This is a genomic window from Flavobacterium sp. P21 (genome assembly GCF_050632225.1).
Lineage (GTDB): Bacteria > Bacteroidota > Bacteroidia > Flavobacteriales > Flavobacteriaceae > Flavobacterium.
This window is the reverse complement of record NZ_CP192585.1, coordinates 962661-976835: the sequence shown is the minus strand read 5'-3', so window position 1 is coordinate 976835 and position 14175 is coordinate 962661. Positions and strand designations below refer to the sequence as shown.

The following is a 14175-nucleotide window of genomic DNA, read 5'->3' as shown; positions in this document are numbered from 1 at the left end:
TATGAAACGTAAAATAACCCTAAAACAGATTGCAAAGGAACTAGATGTATCTATTTCAACTGTCTCAAAATCACTTAGAAACAGTCTTGAAATAGGCGAAGAAACACGTCTAAAAGTTCAGGCTTTTGCAAAGTTTTACAACTATAAGCCCAACAATATTGCTCTTAGCCTAAAAAACCGAAAAACCAAAAGTATTGGCATCATCATTCCAGAAATTGTGCACCACTTTTTCTCCACTGTAATCAATGGAGTTGAGCAAGTTGCGAATGAACACGGCTATAGCGTAGTAATCTGTTTATCAGACGATTCTTTTGATAAAGAGGTTCTGAATATGGAAATGTTGGCCAACGGAAGTATCGATGGTTTTATCATGTCTCTTTCTAAAGAAACGCAGTTCAAAGGCGATTTTCACCACATTACCGAAGTCATAAATCAAGGAATGCCAGTGGTCATGTTTGATCGTGTTACAAATGATATCCTTTGCGACAAAGTAATTATTGATGATAAAGCTGCCGCATATGAAGCCGTTCAAAGCCTGATTGACAGCGGACGAAAAAAATTGCACTAGTTACAACAGTCGATTATGTGAGTGTTGGAAAACTGAGAACAGATGGTTACGAAAAAGCTTTATTAGACAACGGATTGCCTTTCAATGAAGATCTAATCATCAAAATTGAAGATGTTGATACTTGCGAAATCACCATTTCTGAGCTTTTGCACGCCAGAGCTTTTGATGCTGTTTTTGCCGTAAATGAGCTTTTTGCAGTAACAATTATCAAAACCGCATCAAAAATGGGATTAAAAGTTCCTGAAGATCTAGCCGTAATTGCATTCACTGACGGAATTATTTCAAAATATTCTACGCCAAGCATCACAACGGTTAGTCAGAGTGGTGAAAAAATGGGAAATAAAGCGACAAAAATGCTTATAGAAAGACTTGAAGCTGAACATGACGAAGATGAAGATGAAAACGAAAACTATACCACAGAAGTCATAGAAACTCATTTAATTAAACGAGAATCGACTGACTAATTTTCTTAAAATCAAGACCTTCCAAAGCCATAATTTTTTTTATGGCTTTTTTATTAGGCTATTTAAAAAAATAATTTATAATTTTACGCCCGTCAAGGCTTTTAGTTTTACTTCGAAATAAACAAAGTTTTGATAAGCAAAGCGCTTATCGTATAATTTTCAAATTACGATAATGGAAAAGCGTAAATTAAGTTTCTGGGAAATTTGGAACATGAGTTTCGGTTTCTTGGGAATACAGTTTGGTTTTGCACTGCAAAATGCAAATACTTCTCGAATTTTTGAAACTCTTGGTGCCAAAATTGATGAAATTCCGATTTTATGGATTGCGGCTCCTGTTTCAGGATTAATAATTCAACCCGTTATCGGTTATTTCAGCGACAGAACCTGGACTCGTTTAGGAAGACGACGCCCTTATTTTTTAATTGGAGCTTTATTGTCTTCGATTGCATTATTCATTATGCCCAACTCTCCTACTTTATGGATTGTCGCCGGAACTTTATGGATAATGGACGCCTCGATAAATGTTTCCATGGAGCCTTTCCGCGCTTTCGTTGGTGATAATTTACCAGACGAACAACGTGCTTTAGGTTTTGTAATGCAGAGTTTCTTTATTGGTACTGGAGCCGTTGTTGGTTCTGTTTTGCCTTATCTTTTTACAAATGTTTTTGATGTAAGCAATGTCGCTCCGAAAGGAATTATTCCTGATGCCGTAAAATGGTCTTTTTATATTGGCGGAATTGTTTTTCTGCTTTCTGTTTTATGGACGGTTTTCAAAACAACTGAATATACTCCTGAAGAACTTCATGCTTTTGAAGCCAACTCTAAAAAAGATGCTGAAGATCTCTCTAATTCTGAAGCAGAATCTGGCATAAGCACTAAGAAGCAATTATCGCTTGGACTTGTATTTGTCGCTATTGGCGGATTAATTTCGTTTTTAATTTTTGAAAATAGCCTTGCAAAAGAGCTGTATATCTTATTCATTGGACTAATTTTTATGGGTGTTTTATTTGTAATTGCATCGCAATTGCGAAATAAAAAAGTCCAAAACGGCTTTACCATAATCATGACCGATTTATTGAACATGCCAAAAACAATGCAAAAATTGGCCTGGGTTCAATTCTTCTCATGGTTCGCGCTTTTCTCGATGTGGATTTACACAACTCAAGCGGTTACACAGCATATTTTCGGCACAACAGATACCACTTCAAAAGTATACAATGACAGTCGCCGATTGGGTTTCTGTATTATTTACCGTTTACAACGGAATTGCGATACGCAGTAGCTTTCTTGTTACCAATCGTTGCAAAAAAAGTAGGCGTTAGAGCAACACACTTATTGGCATTATGTGCTGGAGGCGTTGGTTTAATTTCTGTTTATTTTATTGGTGACAAACAAATGCTGATTGTTCCAATGATCGGTGTGGGAATTGCATGGGCAAGTATTTTATCAATGCCTTATGCTATGTTATCTGGTGCTTTGCCGGCCGCAAAAATGGGCTATTACATGGGAGTTTTCAACTTTTTCGTCGTAATACCGCAAATCGTAGTCGCCACGATATTAGGATTTGTAATCAAACAATTCTTTCATAACGAACCTATTTACGCTCTTATAATTGGAGGCGTATCAATGATTTTCGCAGGATTATTGACACTTAGAGTAAATAGCAAAACTAAAATTGAAATCCATGAGTAATAAAAAAGCATTCATCTTCGATCTAGACGGAGTGATCGTTGATACCGCTAAATATCACTTTTTAGCTTGGCAGAAAATCGCCAAATCACTAAACATAAATTTTACACTTGAAGACAATGAACTTTTAAAAGGCGTTAGCCGAGTTCGTTCTCTAGATATAATACTTGGATTAGGAAATGTTCAAGCTTCGCAAGAAGACAAAGACAAATGGCTGATTCAAAAAAACGAAGATTACTTATCTTATTTAGTTGACATGGATGAAAGTGAGGTTCTTCCACGGGTTTTAAAAATTCTAAAACTATTAAAAGATAAAAACCAAGGAATTGCATTAGGCTCAGCCAGTAAAAATGCAAGACCAATTCTAGAAAAAACAGGCGTTCTGTCTTACTTCGATGTTATTGTTGACGGAAATGACGTTACCAATGCAAAACCAGACCCTGAAGTATTCTTAAAAGCGGCTCAATTATTAAACATTGATCCAAAAGATTCAATCGTATTTGAAGATTCTGTTGCCGGAATTCAGGCGACAAACATAGGAGAAATGGTAAGTGTGGGAATTGGTGAGGAAACAATTTTACATGAAGCTGACTATATTTTTAAAGATTTTACCCAAATCGAAACAAGCTTTATTGAGAAACTAATTGGTTAATGCGGCAATGTGTCAATTAGATAATACAATGAAAAATCAATTATCTAATTTTCTAATTAACCCATTTTCTAATTAAAAAATGAAAACGTAGAACAACCAAGCAATTATAAGGATAAGAGTCGAAAAATAATTATCTAATTGACACATTATCTAATTATCTAATTATCTAATTGCCCAATTATCAAATTAAACAAATGAATCAAGATTATATAAAACCAGACAATTGGTCAATTATCGAAGAAGGATTTGATGCAGAACGCGTAAAATCTTCTGAAAGTCTTTTTAGTATCGGAAACGGTGCTATGGGACAACGCGCCAATTTTGAAGAAACATACTCAGCAGAGACTTTCCAGGGAAGTTACATCGCTGGGATTTACTATCCAGACAAAACAAAAGTGGGCTGGTGGAAAAACGGTTATCCAAAGTATTTTGCTAAAGTACTTAACGCTCCAAACTGGATTGGAATTGATATTGAAATCAACGAAGAAAATCTTGATTTAAATACTTGCACCGAAGTTAGAAACTTCCGCAGAGAATTGAATATGAAAGAAGGATGGTACAACCGTTCTTTTGAAGCTGTTTTGAAAAACGGAACTGAAATCGCAGTAAATGTTCGTCGTTTTCTTTCGTTAGATTTAGACGAAGCGGGAATTATCAAATACGATATTACACCTTTAAATAAAGATGCAAAAATCGTTTACAAACCTTATGTTGACGCTGGAGTTACCAACGAAGATGCAAACTGGGAAGAAAAATTCTGGGAACCGCTTGAAGTTAAAAAAGGCACAAACGAAGCTTTTGTAACGGCTCAAACTTTTAAAACGCATTTCAAGGTTACGACTTTCATGCACAATACGATTTTGGCAAACGGAGAAAATATTAATGTTTCGCCATCAACAATCGATTCAACAATCGATAAAGTTCAGTACACTTACGGAACTATTATTGCAAAAGGACAAACCTCATCTATCCAAAAAATTGGAGGTTATACAGTTTCTTTAAATCACGAAAATACTTTGGCTGGAGCCGAAAAAGTAATCAAATCTGCTGTTGCTTTAGGATATGATGCCTTGCTTCAAAACCAAATTGATGCTTGGGCAAAAGTTTGGGAAATGTCAGATATTACAATCGAAGGCGATGTAAAAGCACAACAAGGAATTCGTTTCAACATTTTCCAATTGAACCAAACGTATTCTGGAAAAGATTCTCGTTTGAATATTGGTCCAAAAGGTTTCACCGGAGAAAAATACGGGGGATCTACTTATTGGGATACTGAGGCATATTGTATTCCGTTTTACATGGCGACAAAAGACCAGCAGGTTGCGAGAAACTTATTGACATATCGCTACAATCAATTAGACAAAGCAATTGAAAATGCTAAAGATAATTTAGGTTTCAAAAACGGTGCGGCTCTATATCCAATGGTAACCATGAATGGTGAAGAATGCCACAACGAATGGGAAATCACACACGAAGAAATCCACAGAAATGGTGCGATTGCTTTTGCGATTTACAACTACAACCGTTATACGGGCGATTACTCTTATATTCCAGAAAAAGGTTTAGAAGTTTTAATCGGAATTGCACGTTTTTGGCATCAAAGAGCTTCTTTCTCAAAAGATAAAAACCAATATGTAATTCTTGGCGTTACAGGACCAAACGAATACGAAAACAACATCAACAATAATTTCTACACCAATTATATTGCAAAATGGTGTATTGATTTTGCCGCAGAACAAATCGAAAAAGTCGCTTCAGAATATCCTGCAGATCATAAAAGAATTCTAGAAAAAGTAAGCCTTTCGGCGGATGAAATTCAGGAATGGAAAAAAGTAGCTGATGATATGTATTTCCCAGTTTCTGAAGAACTTGGAATCTACTTACAGCAAGATGGCTTCTTAGATAAAGAATTAGTTCCTGTAAAAGATTTAGATAAATCACAGCGACCAATCAACCAAAAATGGTCTTGGGATCGTGTGTTGCGTTCGCCATACATCAAACAGGCTGACGTTTTACAAGGTTTTTATTTCTTCGAAGATCATTTTTCAAAAGAAGAATTGAAACGCAATTTCGAATTCTATGAATCATTTACGGTTCACGAAAGTTCGCTTTCACCTTGCGTTCACTCGATTCAGGTTGCATGACTTTAGACAAAATGGACATGGCTTATACATTTTATTTAAGAACTTCTCGTTTGGATTTGGACGATTATAATAAAGAAGTGGAAGAAGGTTGTCATATCACGTCAATGGCCGGAACTTGGATGAGTATTGTGGAAGGTTTTGGCGGAATGCGCGTGAAAAATGACCAATTACATTTCTCTCCAAAAATTCCAAAAGAATGGAACGGATATTCGTTTAAAATCAATTTCAGAAACCAAATTTTAAAAGTAGCTGTAAATCATAACGAAACAACTTTTACTGTAGACGGCGATCAAGATTTAACAATTATCGTAAATGGAAATCCTGTAATTGCAAGTAAATTTGTACAAATAAATTAAATTACAATACACTAAAAATCTAAAAAACATGAAAAACTTATTTTTCGCAAGTTTAATTTTGTTTGCGTTCAGCACCGTTGCAAAAGCGCAAGCAGTTAAAATCACCCGAAGGAAAGTTCGTAATGGAATTTTCTCTTCAAAACGACGGAACTCCAACGTACAATTTAAAATACAAAAACAAAGAAGTTGTAAAAACCAGCAAATTAGGTCTTGAACTTAAAGATGATAAAAAATCTTTATTGAATGACTTTACGGTTATTGATACTAAAACTTCGACTTTTGATGAAACTTGGAAACCAGTTTGGGGAGAAGTAGATCACATCAGAAATCATTATAATGAATTGGCTGTAACTTTAAACCAAAAAGGAACTGACAGACAAATCATTATCCGTTTCCGTTTGTTCGAAGACGGTCTTGGATTTAGATATGAATTCCCAACGCAAAAGAATCTTACTTATTTTGTAATCAAAGAAGAAAGATCACAATTTGCCATGACTGGAGATCACACTGCTTTCTGGATTCCAGGAGATTATGACACTCAGGAATACGATTACACAAAATCTAAATTATCTGAAATTAGAGGTTTATCTCAAAAAGCATATACAGCAAACGTTTCTCAAAAATCGTTTTCACCAACGGGAGTTCAAACTTCTTTGATGTTAAAAACTGCTGACGGAATCTACATTAACTTACACGAAGTCGCTTTGATTGACTATTCTTGTATGCATTTGAATTTAGACGATAAAAACTTGGTTTTCGAATCTTGGTTAACGCCAGATGCAAAGGGAGATAAAGGGCATATGCAGGCACCAAATCATTCGCCTTGGAGAACGATTATGGTAAGTGATGATGCTAGAGATATCTTGGCTTCAAAAATGACTTACAACTTAAACGATCCATCAAAAATTGATGATACTTCTTGGATTAAACCAGTAAAATATGTTGGTGTTTGGTGGGAAATGATTACAGGAAAAAGTTCTTGGTCATATACAAATGATTTCCCAACAGTTCAATTAGGCGTTTCTGATTTCTCAAAAGCAAAACCAAACGGAACGCATGGAGCAAACAATGCTAACGTAAAAAAATACATTGATTTCGTCTGCCGCAAATGGTTTCGACGCAGTTTTAGTTGAAGGATGGAACGAAGGTTGGGAAGACTGGTTTGGTCACTCAAAAGATTATGTTTTTGATTTCTTGACTCCTTACCCAGATTTTGATGTAAAAGGTCTTCATGAATATGCTAAATCAAAAGGTGTAAAAATCATTATGCACCACGAAACTTCAGGATCTGTTCGCAACTACGAGCGTCATATGGATGCGACTTACAAATTCATGAAAGACAACGGATACGATGCTGTAAAAAGCGGTTACGTAGGTGACATTTTACCAAGAGGTGAAAACCACTACAGCCAATGGATTGTAAACCACTATCAATATGCTATCGAAAAAGCGGCTGATTATAAAATTATGGTAAACGCTCACGAAGCGGTTCGTCCAACAGGAATTGCTAGAACGTATCCTAACTTAATTGGAAACGAAGCGGCAAGAGGAACAGAATACCAGGCGTTTGGTGGTTCTAAACCAAATCACGTAACTGTTTTACCATTTACACGTTTAATTGGTGGTCCAATGGATTACACTCCGGGAATCTTCGAAATGGATATCAGCAAAATGAATCCAGACAACAAATCGCATGTAAACAGTACAATCTGTAACCAATTAGCATTATACGTTACTATGTACAGCCCATTGCAAATGGTCGCTGATACTCCAGAAAACTACAACCGTTTCCCAGATGCTTTCCAATTTATTAAAGATGTGGCTGTAGATTGGTCAGAAAGTAAATATATTGAGGCTGAACCAGGAGATTTTATCACAGTTGCTCGTAAAGCAAAAGGAACAAACAATTGGTTCGTTGGAAATGTAAACGGAGAAACTCCGCGTACATCAAACATCGATTTCAGTTTCCTTGAAAAAGGTAAAAAATACACAGCAACAATTTACGCTGATGCAAAAGATGCACATTACAAAACGAATCCGCAAGCTTATACAATCAAGAAAATTGCTGTAACAAACAAATCAAAATTATCTCAGTTTTCTGCTCCAGGCGGAGGATATGCAATAAGCATTATTGAAAACAAATAACACCCTAAAAAGACAAGTAATTTCCCCAGAATTGCTTGTCTTTTTTTAATCTGATTTAGTTGTCCTGCAAGGTTTTCAAAACCTTGTAGGTATTAACTTTACTCATTTCAGACCTACAAGATTTTGAAAGCCTTGCAGGAAATCGAACTAAAAAGAAAAACTATGAACAACTTAAAAATAAACCACTTTTTCAATAAATTAATCGTATTGGCTTTGCTATTTTCCGCTTCCGCGAAAGCGCAAATCCAAAAAGTAGAACCGCCATTTTGGTATTCAGGAATGAAAAATCCGGAACTTCAGATTATGTTCTACGGAAAAAACATTTCACAATACGAAGCTTCGGTTTCGAATAATGTGACAATAAAAAATGTTGAGAAAACAGAAAACCCGAATTATCTTTTCGTAACAATCGACACAAAAGAGGTCAAAGCTTCTGAACTGACTTTTTCATTTAAACTGAAAAACAAAGTGGCTTTCACTCAAAAATATGCGTTGAAAGAAAGAAGAGCCAATTCTGCCGACAGAAAAAGCTACGATTCGTCTGATTTGATTTACTTGATCATGCCGGATCGTTTCGCAAACGGAAATCCGAAAAACGACAGTGATGTTGTTTTAACTGAAAAAGGAAACCGCGCAGAGCCGGGAGGACGTCATGGCGGTGATATCGAAGGAATTATTAAAAACCTTGATTATATTTCGTCTCTTGGTGCAACCACAATCTGGAGCACGCCTTTGTGTGAAGACAACGACAAACAGCATTCGTATCACGGATATGCACAATCTGACGTTTACAAAATCGATCCACGTTACGGAACAAATGACGATTACGCGCGTCTTTCTGCAGAAATGCACAAAAAGAACATGAAACTGGTTATGGATTATGTGACCAATCATTGGGGAATTACGCACTGGATGATGAAGGATATTCCAACAAAAACTTGGTTCAACCAATTCGAAAATTTCACGCAAACGAATCACAGACGTGAGGTAATTCCAGATACGCATGCCTCAAAATCAGATCAAGAAGTTTGTATTGATGGCTGGTTTGTGCCTTCAATGCCCGACTTGAATTTAAGAAATCCTCTTGTTGCAAAATACTTAACTCAAAATGCTATTTGGTGGATTGAATTTGCAAATCTTGACGGATTCCGTGTAGATACGTATAATTATTCAGACCCAACAGCAATGGCAAATTGGGCAAAATCAATCACAAATGAATACCCGAATTTCAATATTGTTGGAGAAATCTGGATGCATAATCAAGCGAGTTTGGCATATTGGCAAAAAGACAGCAAAATTGGTGCAATAGAAAACTACAATTCAAATCTTCCGAGTGTAATGGACTTCACTTTGCAAGACCAAATTGGTTCTGTTTTCAATGAAGATACTCCAAATTGGGACAGTGGATTGATCAAATTCTACAACAATTTTGCAATGGATTATTTATATCCAAATACTAATAATATCTTGGTTTTTGCTGAAAATCATGACACAAATCGTATCAATGAAGTCTACAAATACGATTTGGCGAAATACAAAATGGTCATGACTTTAATGGCAACCATTCGCGGAATCCCGCAAGTATATTACGGTACCGAAATTGGAATGGGTGGTGATAAAGGAAAAGGCGATGCTGATATCCGAAGAGATTTCCCAGGCGGATGGGCTGGCGACAAAAACAACGCTTTTGCAAAAGAAGGAAGAACGGCTCAACAAGCTTCTTTCTTTGATTTTACTTCAAAATTATTCAACTGGCGAAAATCAAATGAAGTAATTCATACTGGAAAAATGACGCATTATATTCCAGAAAACAATACTTACGTTTATTTCAGATACAATGACGCCAAAACAGTAATGGTAATTTTCAATAACAATGCAAAAGAGCAGGTTGTAAAAACAAATCGTTTTAAAGAAAACATCAAAAACTTTAAATCAGGAAAAGATGTTATCACAGGAAAAACATTCGATTTAGCTTCTGAAATTACTTTAGAACCAAAATCAGCTTTGGTTTTAGAATTGGAATAAAGCTTAACCGCAAAATTCGCAAAGGTTTTTAGCCACGGATTACACAGATTAACACAGATTTTATTCGCCACGAATTGCACAAATTTCCACGAATCCATACAACATAATGCATTTGTGGAAATTTGTGAAATTTGTGGCAAAAAGAAAAAATCCTTTTTAATCCTTTTAATCTGTGGCTATTTTTTTCACCCAAAAAATTTCTAAATAATGAAAAAATACACTTTCCTTTTTTTATCTTTAGTATACTTAACAATGAGTTGTTCTGGCTCAAAATCAGTTACAATGAATACTACTTCGAAAACACCTTTCGTTTGGGAAGGGGCAAATGTTTATTTTTTACTTACAGATCGTTTTTACAACGGAGACACTTCCAACGACGTCAATTTCAACCGAACCAAAACGCCCGGAAAACTCCGCGGATTTGAAGGCGGTGACATCATCGGAATCACAAAAAAATTGAATCAGGATATTTTGAAAAACTAGGAATAAATGCGATTTGGCTTACGCCGATTGTCGAGCAAATTCACGATGGCGTTGATGAAGGAACCGGACTTACTTATGGCTTTCACGGTTATTGGGCAAAAGACTGGACTGCTTTAGATCCAAACTTTGGAACAAAAGAAGATTTAGCAAAACTGGTTAAAAAAGCACACGAAAAAGGCATTAGAATTATTCTTGACGGCGTAATCAATCACACCGGACCAGTAACTCCAGAAGATCCTGTTTGGCCTTCAGATTGGGTGAGAACTGGTGTTGTCTGCGATTACAAATCGTTCGAAAATACGACCATGTGTACTTTGGTTGACAATCTTCCAGATGTTCGAACTGAAAGCGTTCAGGAAGTAGAATTGCCTCCATTTTTAATTGAAAAATGGAAAAAAGAAGGCCGTTATGAAAAAGAAATGGCTTCGCTTGATGAATTTTTCAAAAGAACAAATTATCCAAAAACGCCAAAATATTACATCATAAAATGGCTTACCGATTATATATTGGAATTCGGAATTGACGGTTATCGCGCTGACACTGTAAAACATACCGAAGAAGGTGTCTGGGCAGACTTTAAAAAAGAATGTGAATACGCTTTTGAAACTTGGAAAAAACATCATCCTTTACAGGTTTTAGATCAAAATCCTTTTTACACGATTGCCGAAGTTTATGGTTACGGAATCAGCGGTGGTCAGGATTATGATTTTGGAGACCGAAAAGTAAATTATTTTCAGAATGGCTTCAACAGCATGATCAATTTTGAATTCAAATGGAATGCTGGACAAAACGATTATGAAGGTTTATTTTCGAAATATTCGAATCATTTAAATAATGACTTAAAAGGATATTCTGTCCTCAACTATATGTCTTCTCACGACGACGGCCAACCTTTCGATGCGAATAGAACCAAAAGCATTGAAACAGCTAATAAACTATTACTTTCTCCAGGAATGTCTCAGGTTTATTATGGAGACGAATCGGCTAGATCTTTAGTTATTGAAGGGACTCAGGGCGATGCCACTTTGCGTTCAAATATGAATTGGGACGATATTCAGAACAATCCTGAAACGCAGAAAAAACTTTTACATTGGCAGAAACTGGGTCAGTTTAGACGAAATCATCCTGCTGTTGGCGCTGGCGTTCATAAACTGATTAATCCGTATCCTTATACTTTTTCTAGAACGTTTATGCAAGGCACTTTTACAGATAAAGTAGTTATGGGATTAGATTTACCAAAAGGCAGAAAAGAACTTCCTGTTGGCGACGTCTTCCCAAACGGAACAAAACTTAAAGACACTTATTCAAATCAAGAAGTTGAAGTGATTGATGGAAAAGTCATTATCGACAATGATTTTGATATTGTTTTATTAGAAGAGATTTAAAAATATTTTTTCTCTCGCAGATTTAGGAGATTGAGCAGATAATTTAAAAGCAATCTGCCGTATCTGCAAAATCTGCGAGAGACATAATTTACCACAGGGTTTAAAATCCTTTTAATCCTAATAATCTGTGGCCAACTTTTTTGACAATCCTTGCGACCTTTGTGTAAAACTTTGCGACCTTTGCGGTTAGAAAAAAACACTGCAAAATGCTAAAAATAGCTCACAGAGGTGCAAAAGCTTACGAACCTGAAAACACCTTACAAGCTTTTCAAAAAGCCCTAGACCTACATTCAGACGGAATCGAACTCGATGTTCATTTGAGTTCAGATGAACATATAATTGTAATTCACGATGAAACCATCGATAGAACCACTAATGGAAAAGGAGAAGTAAATACTTTTTCTTTAGCAGAATTAAAATCATTTTTAATTGAGGGAAAATACCAAATCCCAACGCTGAATGAAGTTTTTGATTTGGTTGATAAAAAATGTCTGATTAATATCGAATTAAAAGGTTTTGGAACTGCTCCTAAAGTTGTTGCATTAATCGAGAAATATATTTCAGAAAAGGACTGGAAATACGAGCATTTTATTATTTCAAGTTTCGATTGGAATATGCTGGAAGAAACATCAAACCTAAATCCGAATATCCCAATTGGTGTTTTAACAGAAGAAAATGTTGATACTGCTTTGGCTTTCGCCGAAAAAATTAAAGCAAAAGCTATTCATCCCGATTTTCAGTTATTGAATAAAGAAAATGTAAGCGAAATGCAGAAAAAAGGTTTTCTAGTTTTACCTTGGACAGTAAACTCCGAAGAAGACATTCAAAAAGTAAAAAGTTATAAAGTAAACGGAATTATCTCTGATAATCCAGAAAAAATATAAAGTTTAAAATTTTAGCCACAGATTACACTGATTAAAAGGATTTTTCTTTTGCCACTAATTACACAAATTTTCACGAATTAATTTATGTCTAGATTTGTAAATTCTAATTAAAAAAATCTGTGCTAATCATTTTAATCTGTGGCAGAAAAAAATTAGTGCCAATTCGTGTAATTCGTGGCAAAACATCTTAGTGGCAACCTAAAAAATATATGATCAAAAATTTCGACATCATAATCGTTGGCGGAGGCGCCGCAGGTTTTTTTACCGCAATTAATATTGCAGAGAAAAATCCAAAACTGAAAATCGCCATTTTAGAAAGAGGAAAAGAAGTGCTTTCTAAAGTCCGCGTTTCCGGAGGCGGACGATGCAACGTTACACACGCTTGTTTTGAACCTAACGAATTAGTAAAATTTTATCCTCGTGGAGAAAAAGAACTTCGTGGACCATTTCATCAATTTTGCTCTGGAGATACAATCGAATGGTTTGAAAAACACGGCGTAGAATTAAAAATCGAAGAAGACGGAAGAATGTTTCCCGTTTCCAATTCATCACAAACCATTATTGACTGTTTCTTAAAAGCAACCGAAAAATTAGGCATAAAAGTCTTGACAGGGCAAAGTGTACAATCGATCTTTAAAAAAGAAAATCATTGGAAAATTGATACGCAAACAGATAATTATCTTGCCGAAAAATTAGTAATGGCAACAGGAAGCAATCCTAAAATTTGGGAAATGCTTCAGGAACACGGACATGCTGTTATAAGCCCTGTTCCTTCCCTATTTACTTTCAACATCAAAGATTCGAGAATAAAAGAATTACCCGGCGTTGCTCGCACAAGTTACCGTAAATGTAAAAGACACCAAACTAGAATCAACAGGACCTTTGTTAATTACACATTGGGGAATGAGCGGTCCGGCAATTCTAAAACTTTCGGCTTGGGGCGCACGTATTCTGCATGATAAAAATTATCAGTTTACCATTTTTGTCAATTGGTTAAATGATGTTGATCATGAAGATGCCGAAAAAATCCTGAAAGATTTAAAACAGGAACACGCTAAAAAAGCAGTTTCTAAAAAATCTCCTTTTGACTTTCCGAATCGTTTATGGGAAAGTTTAGTTTTGGCTTCGGGAATTGATTCTGAAACGAAATGGGCAGATTTATCTAAAAACCAATTACAGAATCTAACTTCGCAACTCACAAAAGCCGAATTTAAAGTCAACGGAAAAAGTACTTTTAAAGAAGAATTTGTAACCGCTGGCGGAATCGATTTAAAGGAAATCAACTTCAAAACCATGGAAAGCAAAATTCACGACAACCTTTATTTTGCTGGCGAAATTGTAAACATAGACGCTATTACTGGCGGATTTAATTTTCAGAAT

General features: G+C 35.7%; 3 protein-coding genes and 6 pseudogenes. All 9 read left to right on the top strand.

Going from position 1 to position 14175, the window contains the following annotated elements:
- Window position 1: 1 nt before the first annotated feature.
- Window positions 2-1032: pseudogene (locus tag ACQ9BO_RS04785) on the top strand (LacI family DNA-binding transcriptional regulator).
- A gap of 172 nt (window positions 1033-1204) precedes the next feature.
- A pseudogene (locus tag ACQ9BO_RS04780) lies at window positions 1205-2724 on the top strand (MFS transporter).
- Entirely contained in the window at window positions 2717-3373 is a 657-nt protein-coding gene (gene pgmB / locus ACQ9BO_RS04775; RefSeq protein WP_431243838.1) for a beta-phosphoglucomutase, read from the top strand. Before ACQ9BO_RS04780 ends, pgmB begins: the two are co-directional and overlap by 8 nt.
- 194 nt (window positions 3374-3567) lie before the next feature.
- A pseudogene (locus ACQ9BO_RS04770) lies at window positions 3568-5873 on the top strand (glycoside hydrolase family 65 protein).
- Window positions 5874-5901: 28 nt separating this feature from the next.
- Window positions 5902-8018, top strand: a pseudogene (locus tag ACQ9BO_RS04765) (glycoside hydrolase family 97 protein).
- A gap of 162 nt (window positions 8019-8180) precedes the next feature.
- Complete coding sequence (locus ACQ9BO_RS04760; protein ID WP_431243837.1) at window positions 8181-10043, top strand: glycoside hydrolase family 13 protein; 1863 nt, start codon at window positions 8181-8183, stop codon at window positions 10041-10043.
- Between the two features lie 207 nt (window positions 10044-10250).
- A pseudogene (locus ACQ9BO_RS04755) lies at window positions 10251-11911 on the top strand (alpha-amylase family glycosyl hydrolase).
- Window positions 11912-12117: 206 nt separating this feature from the next.
- On the top strand, window positions 12118-12795 hold the full coding sequence (locus ACQ9BO_RS04750) for a glycerophosphodiester phosphodiesterase (protein ID WP_431243836.1): 678 nt from the start codon (window positions 12118-12120) through the stop codon (window positions 12793-12795).
- A 209-nt stretch (window positions 12796-13004) separates the two neighbouring features.
- Window positions 13005-14145 (top strand): annotated as a pseudogene (locus tag ACQ9BO_RS04745) (NAD(P)/FAD-dependent oxidoreductase); the annotation flags it as partial.
- Between the last annotated feature and the right edge of the window lie 30 nt (window positions 14146-14175).